The organism is Clostridium sp. JN-9, assembly GCF_004103695.1.
Classification (GTDB): Bacteria; Bacillota; Clostridia; order Clostridiales; family Clostridiaceae; genus JN-9.
In genome coordinates, this window is the sequence record NZ_CP035280.1 from 1,306,712 (window position 1) to 1,332,806 (window position 26,095).

Below are 26,095 nucleotides of genomic sequence, written 5' to 3' on the forward strand. Positions count from 1 at the left end.
TTCTTTCTTTAATTTAAATCTGGTGACAATGGCGTGGATGTAACACCCGTTCCCATTCCGAACACGAAGGTTAAGCTTCATTGCGCCCATGGTACTGTAGGGGAGGCTCTGTGGGAGAGTAGGTAGTTGCCAGGTGAGTAAAAAATGCGGATTCGTAGGAGTCCGTATTTTTGTTTATCTAAAATAATATTTAAATTTATTAGAATAAGAAGGAATATAAGTTAAAGTGTGGAATATATAATTTAGAGCAAATATTTTAAGGAGGATTGGAAAAAATGCCTGATAAGGGGAAAAGTAAAAGCGGATCTACTAAAAAGGGCGATAAGAACAAAGACAAGGGAAAAAAGAAATAAATCAGTAAAGGCACAAAAGGCATCAGAATGCTTAGTTCTGATGCCCTTTGTATAGAGGTTAAATATGTGGAAATAAGCAATAAATTGATTTACAATATAAATACCATAAAACAAATGGAATGCTATATGAATAAACATACAAAATGAAGGAGGTAACATATAAATGTCAGATATTAAATTTGAAATTAAGGAGCATGCAGGTACTCTTTCAGAGTCAGCAAAGGGTTGGAAAAAGGAATTAAATATGGTTTCCTGGAATGAGAAGGAGCCAAAATTCGATTTAAGAGATTGGGATAGCCAGCATAAAAAAATGGGTAAAGGTATCACATTAACTATTGATGAATTGAAAAAACTTAAAGAAATCCTAGATGGCATGAGCTTGTAATCATTGTCGAATGTAACCAGGCAGCACCCGATAATTGTCGAACACCCTATTAAAGGGGTAAAATTTTTCTACTTGTGCTATAATCTCGTTTTCGACACTTAAGTAAAAATTAAGAGAAGGAACCTGGATAAATAGAGGCTTTCCTTCTCTTTTCTTATTTTAAAAATGTTGTATGAAAACATCAACTTAGAAATTTTTTTATTTTCTTATTCAGTTCTTTAGGAAGATAATATTTTTTATCTAAGCCTAAATTAAATAGGCCATTTAACGCTGTACATACTTGGCTTCCTGTATATGTTGCTGTATAAAAAGCATCCTGTGTATTCATGACATTCATATTACGTAGCGTTTCAAGAATATCATCTGCTGTAAAATGTGTTCCTTGCAGGTCTAGCTTGTTTTCAAGCAAACGATAAATTAGTAAAGACGTATAACAAATCATGAAGTGTGCAATAATCCTGTTGCGATTTCTGTGATAAACTGGTCTTGCATTAAAATTGCTTTTTAGTATCCGAAAACAATCCTCGATTTTATAACGGTTTGAATTTATAGTAAGTATTGATTTAGCATCATCATCCAAATTTGTGGCAACTGCGTAATACCCATCATATTTTTCTTCTCTATCAATGATAGATTGATCAATTTCATAGTGATCAGAGGCTTTTTCACCATTATTACCTTTTGATGTCCTTTTGATGAAACGTGTAACATCATGAGGTCCCTTTTTTATATTATCTATATTTTGATTGTTGAGTAAGTTCTTAGCCCGTTCAATCTGCGCATTTCTGATATGCCTTTGATATTCCATCATTTTTCTTGAAAATGTAATTATGATTTTTTGCTTTAGAAATGCTTTTGATTTTACAATTCTGGACTTACCGTTTTTATATGTTCTCTTTTCATATAGGCCAACATCCATGGCGCTGTCTGCATCTATGATTTTGTAAACAGTATCGTTATAAATGGGTAAATTCTTTTTATCAAATCTATCGAATCCCTTCATAAAACTGATAGTAATAGGAGAATCATCAGAAATCCGACGATAATCAAAATCATTAAAAACAGCTTCCTTTAGTTTGTCTGAAAGTTTTTTTACAGACTGGGTTACAATAAAGGCTCTTCCACCCATGGAGTTAAATTTTCTTATATTAAATGAGCCAAGTCCTGCATCAGCACAGTAAATGAATTGTTTATTTTTAAACATTTTTGTGATTTTCTGTTCCAGTGGAACTGCACATTTCTGCTCATTGTCAGAACCAGAGTTAATGCACATTGATATAGGGATTCCATCTCCGTCCATAAATAGGCCCATCTGCACAATTGGATTGGGACGGTGTTCTTTTGAAAGGCCGTATCTGCGAAGACCTTTGAGAATCTCGCCAGTGGCTTCATCTACGTATTCATCGTCCTCATCTTCTGATTCAAAATAATAATTTGTACAGTCGAAATAACATATGGAAGTGTTTCTTTTTATGATGTTATTACTATTAATGAATAAATGTTCCAAATATTCGTCGTAGTTATCCTCTAACAAATCCATGAAGCGTAAAATATGCTGGTATTCAAAGTATGGTTTTTCGTAATAGGAATCAAGTTTGTCAAATGTCCCTAGTTTTGATGTTGGTTCTAAAATCCTTGCAAAGGTAAGGAAACGGTTGATTGTATTACAATCAAAGGTAATCTTTGAATTACTGTTGATATCATGAAAAAAATCTGAAAGTTTGAGGTCGTGATATATATGTTGCAGAATAAAATAACCGACATTAAGTAGCGCGGATTTGGATGCGATATTTTTTGTAGGTGAAAGCTTTTCGCTAAAGTCAACCTTTAAGTTTATGTCGATTTTCCCTTCCTTATATTCTTTATTGAATTCCTCAACCTGCTTTTTTGCATATTCAAGAGGATCAGTGGTAATTGCTAGCAGCTCAGAATATTTTCCAATTCGTTTTACATTTTTTGTAGTGGTCTTCTTACCATTTCTGATTCCCATCTGAATGAAGTAAGTAGGATCTTTAGATTTTTTATCGTAATTCAATTTCATATAATATCACACCTCCATTCCTATTATAACATATAATACAACACCATACAACATATAAAACGCAAAATTTGACAAGAAAAAAATCAGGAAAGCCTTGTATTTAAAGCATTTTCTGACCATATAAGTTCATTATGTATTGGAGTAAGTGTTGAAAACCCGAAAAAACTTAAAGAAATCCTAGATGGCATGAGCTTGTAATCATTGTCGAATGTAACCAGGCAGCACCCGATAATTGTCGAACACCCCAGAAGTTTAGCACCTAAAAAAGTTTTAGGGCGCAGCCCGCTGATTTATATTGATTTGCTAGTATTTAATAAAAACATTGTAAAATCCGATTTCTACTGGAAATTATAAAAAAAATTTGCATAATAAAAGCATCCTTTTTATAATAGTTTTGCACAACACAATAGAAAGGATGCCTTAAGATGAATAAAAGTTATTTAAAACAAATGCTCACCTATATTAATAAAGTATACGATATAGGTGAAAAAATCAATACCTTAGAGGATAAAAAGATAAAATCTCTAGTAAAAATTTCAACAATCACCTTTGTAGTTTTGTTTGGATTTATGCTTCAAATAAGAAGTTTCAACAGGTTAGAGCATTGGCTTAAAAAAGGTAAATTTAAAAAAGTATTACCTAAAAACACTAAAATGATTCACATTGATGCCGTTAGGCGCTGCTTAAGTGATTTTGATTTGAATGGTTTGAAAAATATTCATGATAGTATAATTAGAACTACGATAAAAAATAAGATATTTAGAAATGGTACCATAGATGGCTTAAAGGTAGTTGCTGTAGATGGTGTAGAATTATTTGAAAGTGCTAAAAAATTTTGTGACAAATGTCTTTCACGAAAGAATAAGGATGGCACTACTCGTCATTTCCACAGATCTGTAGTTTGTACTACCGTAGGTTCGGATCCCCATGTTATTTTAGGACAAGAAATGCTTGAACCTAAGAAAGATAGTTCGAATAAAGATGAAGGTGAAATCACCGGAGGTATAAGATTAATAAAAAAATTATATCGTAAATATCACCATTTTGCCGATATTATAGTAGCTGATGCTTTATATTGTAAATCTACTTGGATAAAAGAAGTCCTTTCAATAGGAATGAATGCAGTAGTAAGAGTTAAAGATGAGCGTCTTCTCATTGTAAAGGATGCATTAGCTCTATTTAAGCGCCGTGAGGCTGATAAGAAATGGATTGTAAAGCAGGGAAGTAAAGACTATACCAAAATTAAAGCTTGGGATGAAGATAATTTTGAAATATCAGATCCGACTATCAAAGTTAGATTTATAAGGTTTATAGAAGAAATTCATACTGGAGATAAGGTAGAAATTAAAGAAGGCTGGATTATAACAACAGACAAATTTGCCTCAGTAGAAACCTTGTGGAAGATAATGCACAAGAGGTGGGATATAGAAAATAATGCCTTTCATCAGCTTAAAACAGAATGGCATTTAGATCATTGCTTTCTTCATAGCCCTACGGGCGTAGAGACAGTACTGATGTTTATAATTATAGCGTTTAATCTGATGCAGTTATATTTTTTTAGATGTATCAGAGGTTTTAGAAAGAAACGGATGCTTCAAATAGATATTATTGAAGATATAAAAGATGAAAGATTTACTATAGATGACAACTGGAATAATCCAATATTTAAAAAGACTTAATATAAAAATAAAATTGGAAATCGATTATTAAAATTTCTTAGGGTAAGGGTAATTATAACTATTTTTTCGACATATCGGTCTGTTGATTTACCAGCCATGTAAGAAAGTACAATAAAATACAATTCCAGTAAAAGTAAATCTTTTACTGGAATTTAGATGCGAAATCTCTGCGAACACCCTATTAAAGGGGTAAAATTTTTCTACTTGTGCTATAATATAAGTGTATTTTACATCACTAATGCTACCTTAAAGTTTAGTCCAAATTTCACTAAAAGTTATTATTGGTAACACCATGCGTATGCAGAATAATAAATAATGGCTTTGTAGGCCAGAAGGAGTGATTATTTTGGAAGGAATTATTTTGAATGCATTTGAAAGGACTACAGGCAACAAAAAATTCAAAGAAAATGGTTTTATACCAGGAGTAATATACGGAGATACTGTGAAAAAATCAGAACCTGTGAAATTTGAAGAAGTACCATTAAAGAGGGTTCTTGAAAAGCATGGTCCTAATGCTAAAATGTGGATTCAGTATGGTAATGAAAAAAAATATGGGTTCATAAAGGAAATTCAAAGACATCCTGTATCGGATAAGATTATTCATGTGGATGTACAGCTTGTTTCCAGAAAGCATGAAATTAAAATGCAGCTGCCAATCATATTTAAGGGTGAGGACAGACTTACCTCAAATGTGCTTCAGCTTCAAATTCATAAGCCTGAAATTGACGTTTACGGAAGAATGGATTTAATGCCTGATGCTGTTACAGTTGATGTATCCAAAAAAGAACTCGGAGATACAATTACAGTAAATGACTTTAATTTGGACAAGGAAATAAAAGTTAATGACATGGAAGGAGAAATTTACGCAACTGTTGCAAAGTTAAAGGAAAAGGATGAGCTGGGGGACACTGCTGAAGAAATCACTGAATAATTAAAATTAAAACATAATATTTTTATTTTAAAAGGATGAATGTTAATTTTCGTCCTTTTTCTATAATTAATAAATCAGAAAATGTGAACAATATACATATAAAATAATTATGGCTAAATTAAATCAATTATAAGAAGAAAAGCGGTGATTGCCATGTGCGGACGTTTTTACATTGAAAATAATATAGAAGATGTTATATCAGGTTATGGTATAACAGATGTAAAAAAACTCAATTTTTCAAAGGGAGAAATATTTCCTGGAACCAATATACCTGTAATTATAAAGAAAGATGAAAGAATACTGGATTTTTTTAAATGGGGATATAAGATTTATGGCATAAACAGTGAAGTTATCAATATCAGGATTGAAACAGCTGCGGAAAAGCCCAGCTTTAGGAATGCCTTTTTACAGAGCAGGTGTCTTATTCCTGCAAATGCTTTTTTTGAGTGGAAAAGTGAAGGAAAGTGCAAGACAAAATATAAAACTTCATTGGAGGAAGTTAAGCTTTTCTCATTAGCAGGAATATATAAGGAGTTTAAAGATAAAAATAACACATCATATTTTGGCGCTGCAATACTAACCAGAGCAGCTAATGAACAAATGAGTAAAATTCATAACCGAATGCCGGTTATTATAAAAAAAGAAGATGAAGAACAATGGCTGGCAGATTCAGACACAGGTATTTTAAAGCTTAGAGAAAAACTGGAGAAGGATAACTGGTTTAGATTAAAAATAGATTCAGCATCAGGAAGTCAGCAGATTTCAATATATGACTTATTGTAGACTAAAAAGGTTACCCGGGAATAATTATCTATTCCAGGATAACCTTTTATTTATAATTTTTGTACATTTACTGCCATAGGACCCTTTGGACCATCTGTAATATCAAAAATGACACTTTCACCTTCATGGAGGTCCTTATCATTTCCCTTTTCTTTAATTTGAAGGTGATTTACATAAACATCTTTTCCCTGATTGCAGGATATAAATCCATATCCTTTATCCTGATCATACCACTTAACTACACCAGTTACACTAGCCAACAAAAAGCCCCCTTATTATTATTTTTTATGTCTACAAATATAGTATTGTTATAAAAATGAGTATTATTCATTATTTTGTCGAATGTAACCAGGTAGCACCCGACATTTGTCACATTTTACTTTCCATTGACCATCACATCATTGTCCTTTGTTTTATGATTATTCTTATTCTTAAATATACCCATAACATTTTCTGCAATATTTTTACTGGTGTTTCTAATCATTTCACCAGGAAGTTTTTTAAGCTTAAAACTATGAAATTCAAATATGGGTTCCAGTAAATTCATTGTATCGTCATAGCCTATCTTTATTCGATTACGTATACCTTCATTAGAAAAATCAAGTACACCTGAAAAAACCCCGCCCTGGTCTGTACTTGGGCTTATGCAGATTATTTTACACTTAGGAAATTTGCTTCTGTCAATTATATAATTTCTGTCTAAATTTATTACAAATAACATATCAAAGCCTAGATTGTAAAGCGGCCTAATTGGCAAATTATCAAATAAGCCTCCATCTAAATATTTTAAGTTTCCTATTTCTTCAGCGGAAAATACAGGAGGAATAGCTGCAGATGCACATAAAATTTTTTTAGCAGTATCAGAATCATAGTTATTTAATTTGAAATATCTCCCAACTAAATCAGGGAGTTCAGCACAAGTTATATAGATTGGCATTGGAGAGCATAGTGCTTCATTAAGATCCAGGCTGTCCAATATATCAGTTAAGCCCTGCCTTGAAACATTACCTTGCTCTAATAATCCAGGCAGATGTTTTTTTATGAAGTTAAGATTTTTAGTGCCTATAAATAATTTTAAACCTTTTGTAAAAAGATCTACATTGTCAGTTGGCAGTGCTTTTTCTCTTGTAAGGCTCATCCATATATCTTCCGCCAGATTATAATCATTTAAAGCAAAAAGTGCTGCATTTAAGGCACCAATTGATGTTCCTGAAACGCCTTGAATATATGTATCTATTTTTAATTCTCTAAGTGCCTTCCATACTCCAATTTGATAAGCTCCTTTGCACCCTCCACCGCTTAGAACTAAACCAATTTTCAAAGTAATCACCCCCTTAAATTAATTTTATCACAAAGTTTACAAATAGTGTTAAAGGACGAAATTATTAAAGCACATTTAAAAAAATATTAATAATTTTAAACGTTTTTATTTATACTATATATGCAAAGATTTTAATGGCAGCTGTTATTGTAAAAAGAATAAAACTGGATTATAATATTATTAAATTATAGGAACGGAGGGATCTTTTAGAAATGAAGATTAAATTTCGATTTGTATCTTTATGCCGCTAATTGAATAGTGCTTAAGAACTCTGCCTTGGGTGGAGTAGTCGAGATTGGTCTGCCTATTTTTAAAGGAACTCTTTAAAATTTATTTTGTTATGGAGAAAAAGGGTAGGACAAATTTACCCTTTTTTGTTTTGTTTAAAAATAGAATTACATTTATAAATAGATTATATCCACCTTAAATAGCACAATGGATAGAGTTTTACAGCGGCGGCAATTAGTAAAATTAATATTTATTGGAGGAATATTTTATGGAAGAAACAGCGGTTTTAGTAGGAGTTAACTTAAATAACCAGGAAGATTTTCAATATCTCATGGAGGAGTTAAGAAATTTAGCTGATGCTTGTGATTTGAAGGTGGCTGGAGAAGTAACACAGAAAATAAGTGAAGTAAATACGGGCTATTATATTGGCACAGGAAAGATTCAGGAGCTTTCTCATGTGATGGAGGAAACAGGAGCTGATGTAGCTGTTTTTAATGATGAGCTTACACCAACCCAGATTAGAAATTTAGAGGAAGAATTAAAGTGCAAAGTTATAGACAGAACTATGTTAATTTTGGATATTTTTGCACAAAGGGCTAAGACTAAGGAGGCAAAGCTTCAGGTTGAAATAGCTCAGCTTCAGTATACCCTGCCGCGTTTAATAGGCCTTAGAGAATCCTTAGGAAGACAAAGCGGAGGAGTGGGAACAAGAAATAAAGGCGCAGGAGAAAAAAAGCTGGAGCTGGATAGAAGAAAAATTGAAGAAAGAATAAACCTGTTAAACAAGGAATTAAAAGAATTAGTAGTTAATCGTGAAACTCAGAGAAGCAAACGCAGAAAAAATGAAATCCCAGTAGTATCATTAGTTGGGTACACAAATGCAGGAAAATCAACTCTTATGAATGCAATACTTGAAAGATATAATAAGGCAGAAGACAAGCAGGTATTTGTAAAGGATATGCTTTTTGCAACTTTAGATACTTCAGTGAGAAGCATAAAGCTTCCTGACAATAAGCAGTTCCTGTTAACTGATACTGTAGGCTTTGCAAGTAAATTGCCGCACAATCTTATAAAAGCCTTTAGATCAACACTGGAGGAGGCAGCAGAAGCGGACCTGCTGGTTCATGTTATAGATTATTCTAATCCTAATTATAAAGAACAAATACAGATTACAAATGCCGTATTAAAAGAAATTGGAGCTGAAAATATTCCAGTAATTTATGCTTACAATAAATCAGATTTGGCTGGATATAACAATGATAACAACCAGGAAAACAATGCTGTTTATATATCAGCAAAAGAAAAGTCTGGTTTAAGTGAGCTAATGGATATGATAATCAAAAAAATATTTAACAATTATGTTAAATGCCAAATGCTTATACCTTATGATAAAGGAGGCATAATTTCATATTTAAGTGAAAATGCAAATATCATAAATACAAGCTATGTTAAGGATGGAACTAAACTGGAATTAGAGTGCAAAGCAGCAGACTTTCAAAGATTTAAAAATTATTCTATAGTCCAAAAATAAATTAAAGTGAAAATTTGGGACAGCTGTTATTAAGCCAGGTAGCATTCGTAATTTGTCGAATGCTACCAGGCAGCACCCGATATTTGTCATTTAGTAAAATGATATTATCATACCGCCCTTTCCTGCATATGTGCTCATAGTTGCTCCCATGTCATTGATAATAATATCTTTAGGATGAAACCTGTTAATGATTTCATTTCTTATATATTCAACATCTGCAAGATTGTCCACATGAGTAATTCCAAAAACAGTATCTGAAAAATCTTTTTTTCTTTCACCTATCACGTTCAGCACTTTATTTAAAAACTTTTTCTTTCCTCGGGTTTTTCCAATTAGAACTACTTTGCCATGCACTCCCTGAAGTAGTATTTTTAAATTTAGTATTTTAGCTATGGAGCCTTGAAATCTGCTCAGCCTTCCACCCTTAACGATATTCTCAAGTGTATTAAGAAGTATAAGGATATTCATGCTTTTTAAACATGAATTAAGTTCATTTACAATTTCATTAACATTTAAACCTTTCAAAGCCAGTTCAGCGGCCTTAAGTATTAAAATACCATGTCCAAGTGATCCTGCCAGGGTATCAAAAACTGTTACAGATAAATCGCACATACCCTTACCCACACAAGCCGACTGATATGTACCGCTTAAGCCGGATGAAATGGTTAAGCAGAGTATTTCATCATCTTTTGAAAACTGTTTAAAAGCATTTGCAAAGGCTAATGGTGAGGGCTGTGAAGTCTTTGGAATTTCATCAGAAGAAAACATTTTATTAAAGAATTCTTTAGATGTAATATTTTTCCCCTCCTTAAATTCTTTGCCTTGTATATATATGTTCAAAGGAACCACTGCTATATGATATTTTTTAAGGAATTCCTCAGGTAAATCTGCAGAACTGTCAGTTACTAACCTTACCATGTTATTATTCTCCTCGTATAATAAGTTTATAGTCAGTTAAATGACTGCTATAAACTTATTTATTTTTATATTTTAGTATAGATAAGAAAGTATCTATGTTTTTCTGTGGGGATTCCCCCAATTCATTATTGCTATCTATTTTACATTCCTATCTATACAACTTACATTAACTATTTATAAAGGAATTTCCTAATGCTAAAATAGTCCTAACGGACTTTAGCGAAGGTTACTGCTGTATTCTCCTGCAAAACATATTGTTATTGCCTAGAAAGCTTGCAGCCTGACCAGAGTATCAAATTCTGCTTACACAAATGTTGCATCTCCATTCGTAGCCACCAGCAAGGTATTTCGCTTGGTTGAATGCTGATTACGCGAGGTTGCAGTCAGTACTCTGGATTAGGATAATTCCTTTTCTAATTTCCTCATTACTTTCGAAAGGTGGTGATTTCATGAAGAAAGTAGATTACTTATCAACTCTATTTGTTGGTATCGATATTGGTGCGAGACAAAATGTTGTCTCTGCAATTAACTTTGAACAGGAATTTTTTATTAAAATGAAACCTGTTCCTAATACACAATCTGGTGCAGAACAACTAGAATCCATGCTCGTCAAGATACTAGAAAATAATATATTTAAGGTTACTATTATTGGTCTTGAGTCTACTTCATTTTATGGCGTGCATATAGCTAATTTTTTATCTGCAAGTGAAAAACTTGTGCCATATAAACCCTACGTCTACTGTTTGAATCCTAAGGAAGTTGCTAACTACAAAGATTCCTTTAATGCTCTTAACAAAAATGATGGCATTGACTCTTTTGTTATTGCTGATTTTGCAAGAGTCGGCAGGATTCATACTGAGCCTTGGCGTGGTTCTCAATACCTTGCCCTACAAAGGCTTACAAGACACAGGCTTCATATAGTTGAATGCTTAACCAGGGAGAAGACATATATGCTATCAAATGTATTTCTCAAGTTTAGCGAATTTGCTTTGTTAGATGGTGAAGAACATCCTTTTTCTAATAAATATGGTGCCACTGCTTCCTCTATCCTGACGGATTTTTTATCTTCTGAAGACATTGCAAATGCTTCCATAGAAGAACTTGTTGAATTCATCAATACAAAGAGTCGAAAGAGAATTTCTGATCCACAGATGACTGCTAAAATTCTTCAACAAGCTGCTCGTAATTCATATCGCCTTGATAAATGTTTGTATGAGCCATTAACGACTTCAATTGCATGCTCTTTTAACTGTATTCAGGCTTTTGAAAAAGAACTGAGTACTATTAATAAAGCCATTGAGAAAGCGGTTATGGGAATGAATCCTGTGGAATATCAAATTCTCATGTCAATCCCTGGTTTTGGCCCTGTTTATTCCAGTGGTATTCTTGCCGAATTAGGCAGTGTGCATGCATTCCCTAATAATGATGCTATTGCTAAATATGCTGGCATCGTATGGAAAGAAAATCAATCTGGTGATTTCAAGGCTGAAAATACGCCAATGAACAAAGCAGGTAACCGTTATTTACGTTATTATCTGATAGAAGCCGCTGGTAGTGTCATAAGACACGTTCCTGAATATCAAGCTTTCTACCAGAAGAAATTTGCTGAAGTGACTACACATCAGCATAAACGAGCACTCGCGCTAACTTCTCGTAAATTAATCCGTTTGATTTTTGGATTGCTGGCTAAAAATCAACTCTACTCTTCAAATAGAGTAGATTAATTATATAAGACACACGAACATACATTCTGATTTGACTGTATGTTTATTAGGGTTACCCTTTTTTTGAAGAATCATTTCATTTTCTTTTTATTTTGTTCTTGACATATTACCAAATTGCTTTTTAACCATTGTAATGTGGCCTAGTAATTATTTGTATAATAAGAATTATAGCACATATAAAAAACTGAATAAAGAAATGTTGAAATTATCAGAGATTTCGCATCTAAATTCCAGTAAAAGATTTACTTTTACTGGAATTGTATTTTATTGTACTTTCTTACATGGCTGGTAAATCAACAGACCGATAGGTCGAAAAAATAGTTATAATTATCCTTACCCTAAGAAATTTTAATAATCGATTTCCAATTTTATTTTTATATTAAGTCTTTTTAAATATTGGATTATTCCAGTTGTCATCTATAGTAAATCTTTCATCTTTTATATCTTCAATAATATCTATTTGAAGCATCCGTTTCTTTCTAAAACCTCTGATACATCTAAAAAAATATAACTGCATCAGATTAAACGCTATAATTATAAACATCAGTACTGTCTCTACGCCCGTAGGGCTATGAAGAAAGCAATGATCTAAATGCCATTCTGTTTTAAGCTGATGAAAGGCATTATTTTCTATATCCCACCTCTTGTGCATTATCTTCCACAAGGTTTCTACTGAGGCAAATTTGTCTGTTGTTATAATCCAGCCTTCTTTAATTTCTACCTTATCTCCAGTATGAATTTCTTCTATAAACCTTATAAATCTAACTTTGATAGTCGGATCTGATATTTCAAAATTATCTTCATCCCAAGCTTTAATTTTGGTATAGTCTTTACTTCCCTGCTTTACAATCCATTTCTTATCAGCCTCACGGCGCTTAAATAGAGCTAATGCATCCTTTACAATGAGAAGACGCTCATCTTTAACTCTTACTACTGCATTCATTCCTATTGAAAGGACTTCTTTTATCCAAGTAGATTTACAATATAAAGCATCAGCTACTATAATATCGGCAAAATGGTGATATTTACGATATAATTTTTTTATTAATCTTATACCTCCGGTGATTTCACCTTCATCTTTATTCGAACTATCTTTCTTAGGTTCAAGCATTTCTTGTCCTAAAATAACATGGGGATCCGAACCTACGGTAGTACAAACTACAGATCTGTGGAAATGACGAGTAGTGCCATCCTTATTCTTTCGTGAAAGACATTTGTCACAAAATTTTTTAGCACTTTCAAATAATTCTACACCATCTACAGCAACTACCTTTAAGCCATCTATGGTACCATTTCTAAATATCTTATTTTTTATCGTAGTTCTAATTATACTATCATGAATATTTTTCAAACCATTCAAATCAAAATCACTTAAGCAGCGCCTAACGGCATCAATGTGAATCATTTTAGCGTTTTTAGGTAATACTTTTTTAAATTTACCTTTTTTAAGCCAATGCTCTAACCTGTTGAAACTTCTTATTTGAAGCATAAATCCAAACAAAACTACAAAGGTGATTGTTGAAATTTTTGCTGGAGATTTTATCTTTTTATCCTCTAAGGTATTGATTTTTTCACCTATATCGTATACTTTATTAATATAGGTGAGAATTTGTTTTAAATAACTTTTATTCATCTTAAGGCATCCTTTCTATTGTGTTGTGCAAAACTATTATAAAAAGGATGCTTTTATTATGCAAATTTTTTTTATAATTTCCAGTAGAAATCGGATTTTACAATGTTTTTATTAAATACTAGCAAATCAATATAAATCAGCGGGCTGCGCCCTAAAACTTTTTTAGGTGCTAAACTTCTGTTGAAATTATGATTTTGTCGAATGTAACCAGGCAGCATCCGATACTCGTCGAATGTAACCAGGCAGCACCCGATATTTGTCTATTCCAATCTGGTTTCACTTCTCAGCCTTATATATTGGGATGGAGTCATGCCGGCGTGTTTCTTGAAAAGTCTGCTGAAGTAATATGGATCGCTGATTCCTACAAGGTATCCTACTTCTGAAACTTTTATGGTGGTGGTATCAAATAATTCCTTTGCCTTATTAATTCTTAAGGTGTTCAAATAATTTAATATAGTGTACCCAGTTATTTTTTGAAACACTCTGTTTAAATAGTCATAATTTGATTCAAATAATTGCTCAATATCCTCACTGGTAATTTTATTTACAAATTCATTATTAAGATAATTTAACAGGTTTCTGCATTTAACAAAGGCTTTTGAAAAATGAGGCTGAGAGGTATCTATTTTTGTAGATGAGTAATCTCTGCTTATTTTTATTAATATCTCCAGCAGTTTAAGGGAAGACACCCTTTTATAACCCTCATATTTTTTATAAAAATCATTATCTGCATCCACAAGAAGTGCCATAAGTTCATTTTCATCCTCATAATGATAATATTTTGGCAGATATAATATATGAGATTTATCATTGTACTTATTAAAATGGTTGCTGGAAAGAGACTCTCTCCTTTGAATAATCAACTCTTTTGTAATCTGGTCATAGGATTTATCTGTAACCCTCTGAATTTTTTGGTGTTTAAAATGAAAGTAATAATAATGACATGTAGCCTCTTTAAATCCAGCGTGCTGAATATTAGGTTCAAGAATAAGCAAGTCACCTTTTTTCAGGGTATACTCAACATCACCCTCCCTTATATACAATTCTCCGCTTTTTACAATATATAATAAATATTCATCTATAGTTCTTTCAAAGTGCTTCCATGGTTTATTATAAGAAACATGCCCAATTAACCTAACTGATGGGACAATATCTGTGTCTATAGTAAATAAGTTCATTTTATCCTCCATTTGTGTTTTAAGTCGGAATTATACATCAAAAGTATGAATGATACATTTAATTTTATTTTAGTATAAATTATTATTAAATCAAGAAATAAATGATTAATAAATACAGGAGGCGAGTGAAATCGTTAGCATAAAGGATAAAAGCATCAGCATAATTACAGAAAATCAGCATAAGTCAGGTTCATATGCGGCAAGCCCTAATTTTAGCGTATACAATTACTGCTGGCTTAGAGATGGCAGCTTTACAGCTTATTCAATGGATCTTTGGAAAAGATTTGATTCTTCAGAAAGCTTCTTTGAATGGACAAGCAATGTTATATCTAATCAAAGCTCTAAGTTAAAGAAAATTATTCAAATGAAAAAGAAGGGTGAAATTTTAATTAATGATGATTATCTTCCAACCAGATTTAAACTGGATGGCAGTGAATGTGGTGATGAATGGCCTAGTTTCCAGCTGGATGGATATGGTACATGGCTTTGGGCGCTTTCACAGCACATAAAAATAACAAAAAATACAGCTTTGCTTAACAAGTACAATAAGAGTATAAAGATAGCCATTGATTATTTAACTGACTTTTGGATGGATCCAAGTTTTGACTGCTGGCAGGAAAATGGTGAAAGAATTCATACTTTGACATTAGCTGCAATATATGGAGGCTTAAAATCTATAAATGAATTTTTAAGTGATGAAAATGTAGAGAATACTAAATTCGCCATAAAACAGTATGTGATTAAAAATTGTATTGTAAATGGAAGACTGAAAAAATGTGTTGATATGGATAGCATTGATTCAAGCCTTATATGGGCAGCTGTTCCATATGAATTATTTGACATAAACAGTTCAGAATTTTTGAAAACAATTGAAGAAATAGAAAATTCATTAGTTCATAACTGCGGTGTTCATAGATATCCGGAAGATACATACTATGGCGGTGGAGAATGGATTATTTTATCAGCTTCACTTGGATTGTATTATTGTAAAGCAAAAAAAATTGAAAAAGCTGAATCCATGCTTAACTGGATAGAAAGCAAAGCTAATGAAAATGGAGAACTTCCTGAACAAAGTTTAGAAAATGTAAATAATGAAAATTACATTAATGTATGGGAAAGTTTATGGGGAAAGGTAGCTTCACCAGTACTCTGGTCACATGCTATGTATCTTATACTGCTCCATAATATTGAAAATTACATTAAAGATTAAGCTTAGCATAGGCAATGCTTTAAATTATAAATTTTAGGGGGAAAGAAAATGAAGAGTAAAAAAATAATGGCACTAATCATGACAGGTTTGATGGTGTGCGGAGTGTTAGCTGGCTGTGGAAACAAACAAGCCTCTGGAAATGACAACAGCAATGCAGCTGTTACAGATGAGACAAAATTAAAAGGTGAAATTGAAATGTGGAGTACATTCAATGACAACGAGAATAAAGTTTTAACAGAAAAAATAGTACCTGCATTTAATAAGAAGTATCCTGATATAAAAGTTAAGATTACTCCAATGCCAAGCGGAGATGATTACAAGAAGCAAATACTTCAGGCTGCTATGAGCGGCACTACACCAGATTTGGCAAGGACAGACATAACTGATGTTGCTCAGTATGCTTCTCAGGATTACTTAGCAGAAGTAGATGGAATGCAGGGCTTTGATGAAATAAAGAAGAACAGCTTTGAAGGACCTATGAGTACTAATTTGTATAATGGACACTATTATGGTGTACCACTGGACACAAATACCAAGATTGCCATATACAATAAATCAATGCTGGATAAAGCCGGCTTTAAAGAAGCACCAAAAACCATGGATGAACTTGAACAGCTGGCTGAAAAATTAAAGGCTGATAAAATCATGGGAATAGGCATTGCAAATCCAGAATCATGGGGTGTAGCTCCATACTTTATATCACTTGGCGGTAAATTCACAGATGAGAAAAACACAAAAGCCACAGGATATTTAAACGGTGATGCAAGTGTTAAGGCCCTTGAAAAAATAGTTGAATGGAATGATAAGGGATATGTTGGGAAATGTATTCTTGGTGGAGAAGGTTCATGGGAAGGATTTAATGCAGGTCATTATGCCATGATTGATGATGGACCATGGTGGTACCCAGCAAACAAAGATCAGAAGATAGTTAAAGACAATGTAGTTTATGCACCAATTCCTAAGGGTGATGGAGGCAGCGTTTCTATAGTGGGTGGAGAAGATACAGTAATATTTAAAGCTTCAAAAAATCAAAAACAAGCTTATGCCTTTGCTAAATACTTAGCATCAGACGAAGCACAAACTATATTTGCAACAGAACTTCAAATGATGCCTGTTAATAAAGCTACAGCTGAAAAGCCTGTAATTAAGGATAATAAAATGTTAAATGTATATGTTAATCAATTAAGTTCAACCTGGGCAAGAACACCAAGTCCAAAATGGGGAGATATTTCAAAGACAATGCAGGATGATTTTGAAGCAGCTTTAAGAAAGAAGTTAACTCCAAAGGCAGCATTAGACGATGCAGCTAAGAAAGTAGATGCACTGTTACAGCAAAAATAAGCTTAATATTTAAGGATTAAGGCATAACCTTAATCCTTAAATATAAAATAGAGAGGAGTGGAATAATTGGAAGCTGTTTCACAAACAAAAAATAAAAAAGGAAAATTTAATATAAAGTTAAGAAAAAAGCAGAAGGAATATTTAGAAGGATGGGCTTTTATAGGTATAGGTTTTTTGCTTTTTTTAGTTTTTGTAGCATATCCTCTTTTGAAGAATATAGCCATGGCATTCATGAATTACAGTGTTAATCCTAATAAACCAAGTACGTTTGTGGGGCTTGCAAATTTTAAAAAGGCATTTATAAGCGGAGGAGTAATAGATGAAAGTGCTAAGTTTTACCTGGCTTTAAGGAATACCTTGCTGGCAGCTGTTGTTACTGTTCCTTTTCAGTGGTTTATAGGCATGATGCTGGCAATAATGATAGAGTCTCTTACAAGAGGAAAGTTAATGTATAAGATTTTATTATATATACCTGTAATTTCTGACTGGATAGTGGTTTCTATATTATTTAAGTATATTTTCCAGGATACCAGTGGTTCATTAGTAAACTCTATATTACTCAGCCTTAATTTAATAAAAGAGCCTATAATGTGGCTTCACAATGAATGGACAGCTAATATAGTAATCTGGACCCTTTGCATTTGGAAAGGTATAGGATGGGTAATGATCATGTATACAGCAGCAATTCAGGATTTACCAAAGGACATATATGAAGCAGCAGCTGTGGATGGGGCAACTAAAAGGCAGCAGCTTTGGAAGATTACATTACCTCTTATTGCATCCAGGACTTATTTTATAGTAATCAGCCTGATAATAGGTGCCTTTAATATAATGCTGCAGGTAATGCTGATTACAGAAGGAGGACCTATGGGCACTACAGATGTACTGTTAAACTATATGTATAGTAAGGCATTTACAAGTTTTGATTTTGGTTATGCTGCTGCCATAAGTTTAATTATGGGTGCTATTTTAATTGCAGTATCTCTTATCCAGAGAAAAATAACTAAAAAAGTAGATATTGAATTTTAGGAGATGAATACATGATTAAGCATAAATATGGACAGATATTTATACATCTGGTTCTCATAGTGTTGGTGATATTTTCATTACTTCCATTTTTAAATATGATAACTGTATCAATGATACCTAACACTTATGTTTTGCCATCAAAACCGCAGATAATACCAAAACAATTTTATTTTGGAAACTATATTACTGCCTGGAAAGGTAATAATTTCTCAAGATACTTTTTGAATAGTTTATTTGTTACCTTAGTAACTACCTTTTTAACAATATTTGTAGCATCTCTTTCAGGCTATGGTTTTGCCAGGTTAAATTTTCCGGGGAAAAAAGTAATATTTAATATACAGAAGTTTAGCACCTAAAAAAGTTTTAGGGCGCAGCCCGCTGATTTATATTGATTTGCTAGTATTTAATAAAAACATTGTAAAATCCGATTTCTACTGGAAATTATAAAAAAAATTTGCATAATAAAAGCATCCTTTTTATAATAGTTTTGCACAACACAATAGAAAGGATGCCTTAAGATGAATAAAAGTTATTTAAAACAAATGCTCACCTATATTAATAAAGTATACGATATAGGTGAAAAAATCAATACCTTAGAGGATAAAAAGATAAAATCTCTAGTAAAAATTTCAACAATCACCTTTGTAGTTTTGTTTGGATTTATGCTTCAAATAAGAAGTTTCAACAGGTTAGAGCATTGGCTTAAAAAAGGTAAATTTAAAAAAGTATTACCTAAAAACACTAAAATGATTCACATTGATGCCGTTAGGCGCTGCTTAAGTGATTTTGATTTGAATGGTTTGAAAAATATTCATGATAGTATAATTAGAACTACGATAAAAAATAAGATATTTAGAAATGGTACCATAGATGGCTTAAAGGTAGTTGCTGTAGATGGTGTAGAATTATTTGAAAGTGCTAAAAAATTTTGTGACAAATGTCTTTCACGAAAGAATAAGGATGGCACTACTCGTCATTTCCACAGATCTGTAGTTTGTATTACCGTAGGTTCGGATCCCCATGTTATTTTAGGACAAGAAATGCTTGAACCTAAGAAAGATAGTTCGAATAAAGATGAAGGTGAAATCACCGGAGGTATAAGATTAATAAAAAAATTATATCGTAAATATCACCATTTTGCCGATATTATAGTAGCTGATGCTTTATATTGTAAATCTACTTGGATAAAAGAAGTCCTTTCAATAGGAATGAATGCAGTAGTAAGAGTTAAAGATGAGCGTCTTCTCATTGTAAAGGATGCATTAGCTCTATTTAAGCGCCGTGAGGCTGATAAGAAATGGATTGTAAAGCAGGGAAGTAAAGACTATACCAAAATTAAAGCTTGGGATGAAGATAATTTTGAAATATCAGATCCGACTATCAAAGTTAGATTTATAAGGTTTATAGAAGAAATTCATACTGGAGATAAGGTAGAAATTAAAGAAGGCTGGATTATAACAACAGACAAATTTGCCTCAGTAGAAACCTTGTGGAAGATAATGCACAAGAGGTGGGATATAGAAAATAATGCCTTTCATCAGCTTAAAACAGAATGGCATTTAGATCATTGCTTTCTTCATAGCCCTACGGGCGTAGAGACAGTACTGATGTTTATAATTATAGCGTTTAATCTGATGCAGTTATATTTTTTTAGATGTATCAGAGGTTTTAGAAAGAAACGGATGCTTCAAATAGATATTATTGAAGATATAAAAGATGAAAGATTTACTATAGATGACAACTGGAATAATCCAATATTTAAAAAGACTTAATATAAAAATAAAATTGGAAATCGATTATTAAAATTTCTTAGGGTAAGGGTAATTATAACTATTTTTTCGACATATCGGTCTGTTGATTTACCAGCCATGTAAGAAAGTACAATAAAATACAATTCCAGTAAAAGTAAATCTTTTACTGGAATTTAGATGCGAAATCTCTGTTTAATATATATATTTTTTCACTAATGATGCCAGCAGTGCTTGCTTTAATTTCACAGTTCACAATTTTAAAAGGGATGGGATTAGTGGATACCTATACAGGATTAATACTTCTGTATGTTAGTGGTGCTGTAGCTGGCAATACATTTTTCTTAAAAGGATTCTTTGAAACTATTCCAAAAGAATTAGAAGAATCAGTAATTATTGACGGCGGAAATAAGTGGACTATATACACTAAAATAATACTGCCCCTTTCAAAGCCTGCCCTGGGAATTCTGGGTATAGGTACATTTTCAGGAATTTGGACAGAGTTATTTGCAGCACTTACTGTAATAAAGACTCAATCCAAGAGAACTCTGCCTATTGCAATTAAGCTTCTCCAAAATGGTAAAGCAACTCAATGGGGAGTAATATTTGCTGCTTCAATGATTGTTCTGATACCTATAATTATAATATTCATTATTTTTAATAAGAACTTTATAAATCCAAGTGGAACCCAGGGAGCTGTTAAAGGTTAAGGTATAGGGAGTGTATAATTTGAAAAAGAGAATTATTTTAAGTGCTTTTATTGTAATGCTCATAGGCGCAGCGGCTTTTGCCTATAAATATACAAAATCAGACAAGAATTTACTAACATCAACGGGTAAGCTTATAAGTGATGTTTACACGGATAAAGCAAGATACAGCCCCAGTGACAAAGTTATTATAAAAATAGATTTGAATAATAACCTAAATAAAGATTACAGCGGTACTTTAAATGTTTATTTTAAATATTTAAATAATGCAGTTGAAACAAAGCAGGTTAAGGTAGATGTAAAGAAAGGTGAAAAAAAGAGCGTGGATTTAAGCTGGAATGCACCTAAGGATGATTACAAAGGTTATATTGTGCAGGTTAATGCCAAACTGGGATTTAGCACATATGATAATAAGACCACTGCAGTTGATGTATCTTCAACTTGGGACAAGTTTCCCAGATATGGATATATTGCAGAATATCCAAAACAAGCAAAGACTGTTACCCAGGATAAAATAGATTGGATAAACAAATTTCATATAAATGGACTTCAATTTTATGACTGGCAGAATAAGCACCAAAAACCGCTGCCAGGTGACTTGAATAGTGTGCGGGAATCCTGGAAGGACATAGCCAATAGGGATATTTATTTTCAAACTGTAAAGGATTATATAGATTCAGCTCACAGCAAAAACATAAAAGCAGCAAATTATAATCTCATATATGGCGCATATACTGATTATGAAAAAGACGGTATAAAACCTGAATGGGGAATATATAAGGATACTCAGCACTCAATGCAGGATATTCATCCTCTTCCTTCTGCCTTTGCATCATCCATAGCAATTTTTAACCCAGCAAATAAGGACTGGCAGAATTATATATTTAATGCTGAGAAAAATGTAAATAAGGTGCTTAACTTTGATATATATCATATGGATACATTAGGCAATAGAAATGGCTCATATGATTACAATGGTGAAGCTGTAAATCTTCCGGATACTTATACGGATTTTATTAATAATGCAAAAAAGGCTTTAGGAGTTAGCGTTATATTCAATACAGTAAATTGTTATGGAATGGATCAGGTTTCTAAAAGTAATGTGGATGTACTATATTCAGAACTATGGCCTAGTGACTATCCCAGCTATTATTCTTTTAAGGAAGTTATTGATAAAGGATATCAGCTGACAGATGGAAAGAAAAATACTGTTATAGCAGCTTATATGAATTATAACAGAGCAGGCTTTAAAGGAGAATTTAATGAAAACAGCGTCAGATTAACAGATGCGGCAATATTTGCTGCCGGAGGAGATCATCTTGAAATTGGTGACACAGGAATGCTGTCCAGGGAGTACTTCCCTAATAAAAATCTCAGTATGCCTAAGTCCCTTGTAGCAGCTATGAGAAATTACTATGATTTCATAGTTGCATATGAAAATCTGCTGAGAGATGGGCTTAAAGATATAAAAGGAAATATTCAGTTAAAAGGAATTAAGACAAGCAATAATGGTGATAAGGGTACTGTTTGGACCTATGCTAAAGAGAAAAAGGGCTACGAAGTAATTCAAATGGTAAATCTTTTAGGTATGAAATATTCAAGCTGGAGAGATGATGGTGCTAACTATGATGCACCAGATTTTCAAAAGAATTTAAAGCTTGAATATAATGTTAACCAGGGAAATGTAAAAGGCGTTTATATGGCATCTCCAGATTTTAATGGAGGAAATTCTATAAGCTTAAAGTATAAGGTAAAAAAAGAAGGACAAGGTTCTTATTTAGAAATAGAAGTTCCAGAACTCCAGTATTGGGACATGGTATATATTGAAAAAGAGTAAAATGTCGAATGCTACCAGGCAGCACCTGAATTATGGCAAAAGGAGGGATTGTATTGAGAATTAAAGATGTATATCCATCAAAGGCTCAGTATAAAAAAGGCGAAAAAGTAGAAATAATTGTAGAAGTTGAAAATATAATCTCAGAAAGTAAAATAAAGTGTAGTGTGTTCAATCTTCACAAAAATATTCTGGTCAGGTACAAAATTATAAGTCCATGGGAGAATATAGTTAAAATTCAGTTATGTATAGATAATCCAAAAGAAATGCTGTGCGGCTATGGAGTTAAAATAGAACTTTATAATAAAGATGAAAAAGTTCATCAATGCTGTACTGCATTTGATATTTTAGATTCATGGAAGTATGCACCCAGGTATGGATTTCTGGCAGAGTTTTCAAAAGAAGATTTTGATGATAAAGAAGATTTGAAAGAAATGAATAAATATCATTTAAATGTAGTGCAGTATTATGACTGGATGTACAGACATGATGATTTAATTCCTCCTTCAGATGAATTTACCGATGCTCTAGGAAGAAAACTTAGTTTGAGAACTGTAAGTGAAAAGATTAATCTGGCTCATAAATACAATATGGAAGCAATGGGATATGCTGCAGTATATGCATCATCACCTGAGTTTTATGAGAAAAACAAGGATTCTGCACTTTATAAAAATAACGGTGAAGCAATGGATTTTTCTGGCTTTCTATATTTAATGGACATATCAAGGGAAAGCAAATGGCATGAACACATAATTCATGAGTTTTATAATGCTGTTAAATTTGGATTTGATGGCATTCATATGGATCAATACGGGTTTCCTAAAGAAGCAGTCATCAAAGCAAATGGAATTAATACAGTTAGAAATTTAAGAGAAGATTTTCCTAATTTAATTAACGATACCCGAAGTTATATTGAAGGAAAGGGGAAAAAGGTAAGCTTAATATTTAATGCTGTAAATAACTGGCCTGTGGAAACTGTATCAAAAGCAGAAGAAGATGCAGTTTATATTGAGGTATGGCCGCCTAACGATACATATGGAGATTTGTACAATCTTATTTCCAATGCAAAGAAATTAACCCCGGACAAACAGGTGATTTTAGCAGCTTACATGAAGCCTTTTTTAAAGGAAACTAATACTATAGAAGAGCAGGCTGAAAATGCAGCCCTTTTAACAATGGCATCTATCTTTGCCAGCGGTGGATTTCACCTTTTATTAGGGGAAAACAATGGAATACTTTGTGATGCATATTATCCTAAATATAGGAAAGTCAGCAGTGAAAGCTTTAAGAAAAAGCTGAGAAGCTATTATGATTTTATTGTAAAATTTGAAGAACTTCTCTATGATTTTAATATTATAGATACTACCATGGTTAACACAGGAGGAATAAATGGTGAGTATATAATTTCTGGGGAAAAAGCTTCACCAAAGGCTGAAGCCAACAGTATATGGACATTAATTAAAGAAAAACCAGGGTATAAAATTATTAATCTGGTTAATTTTGTAGGTGTGGATAATATGAATTGGAATTCAGCCAAGGAAAAATCACCTTGCAAAGTAAAGGATATAGTGATATCTTTACTTACCTGTAATGAAATAAAAGCTGTTTATTTGTGCTCTCCTGATTTTGAACAAGGAACTCCTGTAAAGCTGAATTTTGAATATGAAGATACTGATCAGGGAAGAAAAATAAAATTTAAAATTCCAATTTTAGAAATTTGGGATTTAGTTTATTTGGTTTACTAAATTAAATTTTTTTGCAAGAAAGGAATAAAAATATGAATAAAGCATGGTGGAAAGAAGGAGTTGTATATCAGATTTATCCTAGAAGCTTTAAGGATTCTAATGGAGATGGTATAGGTGACATAAAAGGAATTATTGAAAAATTGGACTATATAAAGGAATTAGGAGCTGATATTATCTGGCTGTGTCCAATTTACAAATCTCCAAATGATGATAATGGTTATGATGTAAGTGATTACATGAATATTATGGATGAATTTGGAACAATGCAGGATTTTGATAAAATGCTTAAAGAAATCCACAGCAGGGGGCTTAAGCTGGTAATGGACTTAGTAGTAAACCATACTTCCGATGAGCATAAATGGTTTATTGAAAGCAAAAGCTCCATAAACAATCCCTACAGAGATTATTATATCTGGAAGGATGGTAATGATAAAATGGCTCCCAATAACTGGGCATCATTCTTCAGCGGACCTGCATGGAAATATGATGATCTCACCGGCCAATATTATCTTCATCTTTTTTCCGAAAAACAGCCTGATTTAAATTGGGAAAATGAAAAAGTAAGAAATGAAGTTTATGATATGATGAATTATTGGTTTGAGAAGGGAATAGACGGCTTCAGAATGGATGTAATCAACCTTATTTCTAAGACCCCAGGGCTTCCAGATGGTAAAAAAAATGAAAATGAACTCTATGGTAATGGATATCCTTTATTTGCCAATGGACCAAGAATACATGAGTTTTTACAGGAAATGAATAAAAAAGTTTTGAGTAATTATGATATTTTTACAGTAGGTGAAGCTCCAGGCGTTGACCCGGAAACCGCAAAGCTTTATGTAGATGATGATAGAAATGAACTAAACATGATATTTCAGTTTGAACTTATGGATATAGATTCAGGCACTGACAAATGGGATCTGAAACCTTGGAAGTTAACTACATTTAAGGATATAATGTATAAATGGTATGACAGCTTAAAAGAAAAAGGATGGAACTCTCTTTTCCTTAATAATCATGATCAGCCAAGGATGGTATCAAGGTTTGGCAATGATAAGGAGTACAGAGTAGAATCAGCTAAAATGCTTGCAACTTTCCTGCACACATGGCAGGGAACTCCATATATTTATCAAGGTGAAGAAATAGGCATGACTAATGTAAAATTTGAAGATTTATCTGATTACAAGGATATTGAAATAATAAATATGTACAAAGAAAAATCACAGCAGGGTATATCAAAAGAAGCTATAATGAACTCAATTTTTGCTAAGGGCAGGGATAATGCAAGAACCCCCATGCAGTGGGATTCTTCAGAGGGTGCAGGCTTTACCAAGGGCAAACCATGGATAAAGATAAATCCAAACTATAATAATATAAATGTAGAAGATTCACTAAAAGATACAAATTCTATATTCTATTATTATCAAAAGCTTATTAAACTTAGAAAAGAACATGAAGTAATAGTATATGGTGATGTTAATCTGCTTCTTAGAGATGACGAAAATATATTTGCTTATACAAGAAGCTATGCTGATGATACACTTTTGGTGATACTTAATTTCTTTGATAAGCAGGTTGAATTTAATGTGCCTGAGAATATTAAATATAAAAAAAATGAATTGTTAATAAGCAATTATGAAGTCCAAAATAATAATTTTAATAATATTAAACTAAGACCTTATGAGGCCAGAGTTTATATGCTTAAGTAAAGGCATAATAAAAAGCATTCATTATATTTTGATTGAATGCTTTTTGCTATATAATATATAATATGTTTAT

Annotated in this window: 21 protein-coding genes and 1 rRNA gene; 16 read left to right on the plus strand and 6 right to left on the minus strand. The window is 32.5% G+C overall.

The genetic code is table 11. From position 1 onward, the window contains the following. Positions 1 to 18: 18 nt before the first annotated feature. Positions 19 to 135 (plus strand): 5S ribosomal RNA (gene rrf / locus EQM05_RS06255). Positions 136 to 516: 381 nt separating this feature from the next. Continuing rightward, complete coding sequence (locus EQM05_RS06260; protein WP_128749232.1) at positions 517 to 738, plus strand: PC4/YdbC family ssDNA-binding protein; 222 nt, start codon at positions 517 to 519, stop codon at positions 736 to 738. Positions 739 to 919: 181 nt separating this feature from the next. On the opposite strand, the gene EQM05_RS06265 is transcribed toward EQM05_RS06260, so the two are convergent. Continuing rightward, entirely contained in the window at positions 920 to 2,779 is a 1,860-nt protein-coding gene (locus tag EQM05_RS06265; protein ID WP_128748972.1) for an IS1634 family transposase, read from the minus strand. A gap of 425 nt (positions 2,780 to 3,204) precedes the next feature. Between EQM05_RS06265 and EQM05_RS16145 the strand changes: the two genes are divergently transcribed. The 3 genes from EQM05_RS16145 to EQM05_RS06280 all read left to right on the plus strand — a co-directional run bounded on the left by EQM05_RS16145 (position 3,205) and on the right by EQM05_RS06280 (position 6,172). Further along, positions 3,205 to 4,458: a transposase gene (locus EQM05_RS16145; protein ID WP_128748581.1), complete on the plus strand. Its 1,254-nt coding sequence runs from the start codon at positions 3,205 to 3,207 to the stop codon at positions 4,456 to 4,458. 346 nt (positions 4,459 to 4,804) lie between these two features. Next, positions 4,805 to 5,389: a 50S ribosomal protein L25 gene (locus tag EQM05_RS06275; protein ID WP_128749233.1), complete on the plus strand. Its 585-nt coding sequence runs from the start codon at positions 4,805 to 4,807 to the stop codon at positions 5,387 to 5,389. A gap of 153 nt (positions 5,390 to 5,542) precedes the next feature. Beyond that, the gene (locus EQM05_RS06280; protein WP_128749234.1) at positions 5,543 to 6,172 is read left to right on the plus strand and encodes an SOS response-associated peptidase; all 630 of its coding nucleotides are present in this window, start codon (positions 5,543 to 5,545) and stop codon (positions 6,170 to 6,172) included. 50 nt (positions 6,173 to 6,222) lie between these two features. Here EQM05_RS06280 and EQM05_RS06285 read toward each other — a convergent pair whose 3' ends face one another. Both EQM05_RS06285 and EQM05_RS06290 read right to left on the minus strand, forming a co-directional pair. Continuing rightward, positions 6,223 to 6,432: a cold shock domain-containing protein gene (locus EQM05_RS06285; RefSeq protein ID WP_128749235.1), complete on the minus strand. Its 210-nt coding sequence runs from the start codon at positions 6,430 to 6,432 to the stop codon at positions 6,223 to 6,225. Between the two features lie 116 nt (positions 6,433 to 6,548). Further along, positions 6,549 to 7,493 (minus strand): patatin-like phospholipase family protein, encoded by a 945-nt coding sequence (locus EQM05_RS06290; RefSeq protein WP_164917223.1) that lies wholly within the window; start codon positions 7,491 to 7,493, stop codon positions 6,549 to 6,551. 496 nt (positions 7,494 to 7,989) lie between these two features. On the opposite strand from EQM05_RS06290, the gene hflX reads away from it, so the two are divergent. Then, positions 7,990 to 9,252 carry a GTPase HflX gene (hflX, locus tag EQM05_RS06295; protein ID WP_128749237.1) on the plus strand — a complete coding sequence of 421 codons (1,263 nt, stop codon included), beginning with the start codon at positions 7,990 to 7,992 and terminating at the stop codon, positions 9,250 to 9,252. Between the two features lie 90 nt (positions 9,253 to 9,342). Here the strand turns inward: hflX and EQM05_RS06300 are convergent, their stop codons facing one another. Then, positions 9,343 to 10,170, minus strand: coding sequence for a DegV family protein (locus tag EQM05_RS06300; RefSeq protein WP_128749238.1), 828 nt, complete (start codon positions 10,168 to 10,170; stop codon positions 9,343 to 9,345). A 449-nt stretch (positions 10,171 to 10,619) separates the two neighbouring features. Between EQM05_RS06300 and EQM05_RS06305 the strand changes: the two genes are divergently transcribed. Further along, the gene (locus EQM05_RS06305; protein WP_128748367.1) at positions 10,620 to 11,894 is read left to right on the plus strand and encodes an IS110 family transposase; all 1,275 of its coding nucleotides are present in this window, start codon (positions 10,620 to 10,622) and stop codon (positions 11,892 to 11,894) included. Between the two features lie 379 nt (positions 11,895 to 12,273). Here EQM05_RS06305 and EQM05_RS16150 read toward each other — a convergent pair whose 3' ends face one another. Further along, positions 12,274 to 13,527, minus strand: coding sequence for a transposase (locus tag EQM05_RS16150; protein WP_128749239.1), 1,254 nt, complete (start codon positions 13,525 to 13,527; stop codon positions 12,274 to 12,276). Positions 13,528 to 13,787: 260 nt separating this feature from the next. After that, positions 13,788 to 14,705: an AraC family transcriptional regulator gene (locus EQM05_RS06315; RefSeq protein WP_128749240.1), complete on the minus strand. Its 918-nt coding sequence runs from the start codon at positions 14,703 to 14,705 to the stop codon at positions 13,788 to 13,790. Positions 14,706 to 14,868: 163 nt separating this feature from the next. Here EQM05_RS06315 and EQM05_RS06320 point away from each other — a divergent pair, with 163 nt between their 5' ends. The 9 genes from EQM05_RS06320 (at position 14,869) to EQM05_RS06360 (ending at position 26,025) form a co-directional block, all read left to right on the plus strand. Further along, positions 14,869 to 15,915, plus strand: a complete 1,047-nt coding sequence (locus EQM05_RS06320) for a glycoside hydrolase family 15 protein (RefSeq protein WP_243108168.1) — start codon at positions 14,869 to 14,871, stop codon at positions 15,913 to 15,915. Between the two features lie 48 nt (positions 15,916 to 15,963). Further along, a complete protein-coding gene (locus EQM05_RS06325; protein WP_128749242.1) occupies positions 15,964 to 17,256 on the plus strand; it encodes an extracellular solute-binding protein in 1,293 nt (430 codons plus the stop codon). Between the two features lie 66 nt (positions 17,257 to 17,322). Continuing rightward, positions 17,323 to 18,285, plus strand: a complete 963-nt coding sequence (locus EQM05_RS06330; RefSeq protein WP_128749243.1) for a sugar ABC transporter permease — start codon at positions 17,323 to 17,325, stop codon at positions 18,283 to 18,285. 11 nt (positions 18,286 to 18,296) lie between these two features. Continuing rightward, positions 18,297 to 18,641: a carbohydrate ABC transporter permease gene (locus tag EQM05_RS06335; protein WP_205694177.1), complete on the plus strand. Its 345-nt coding sequence runs from the start codon at positions 18,297 to 18,299 to the stop codon at positions 18,639 to 18,641. Between the two features lie 162 nt (positions 18,642 to 18,803). Next, on the plus strand, positions 18,804 to 20,057 hold the full coding sequence (locus EQM05_RS16155; protein ID WP_128749244.1) for a transposase: 1,254 nt from the start codon (positions 18,804 to 18,806) through the stop codon (positions 20,055 to 20,057). 176 nt (positions 20,058 to 20,233) lie between these two features. Beyond that, a complete protein-coding gene (locus EQM05_RS06345) occupies positions 20,234 to 20,743 on the plus strand; it encodes a carbohydrate ABC transporter permease (RefSeq protein ID WP_279222133.1) in 510 nt (169 codons plus the stop codon). A 10-nt stretch (positions 20,744 to 20,753) separates the two neighbouring features. Further along, positions 20,754 to 22,577, plus strand: coding sequence for a glycoside hydrolase family 66 protein (locus tag EQM05_RS06350; protein ID WP_243108138.1), 1,824 nt, complete (start codon positions 20,754 to 20,756; stop codon positions 22,575 to 22,577). A 53-nt stretch (positions 22,578 to 22,630) separates the two neighbouring features. Continuing rightward, a complete protein-coding gene (locus EQM05_RS06355) occupies positions 22,631 to 24,319 on the plus strand; it encodes a glycoside hydrolase family 66 protein (RefSeq protein ID WP_205694178.1) in 1,689 nt (562 codons plus the stop codon). A 32-nt stretch (positions 24,320 to 24,351) separates the two neighbouring features. Continuing rightward, positions 24,352 to 26,025: an alpha-glucosidase gene (locus EQM05_RS06360; protein ID WP_128749247.1), complete on the plus strand. Its 1,674-nt coding sequence runs from the start codon at positions 24,352 to 24,354 to the stop codon at positions 26,023 to 26,025. Positions 26,026 to 26,095 lie beyond the last annotated feature (70 nt).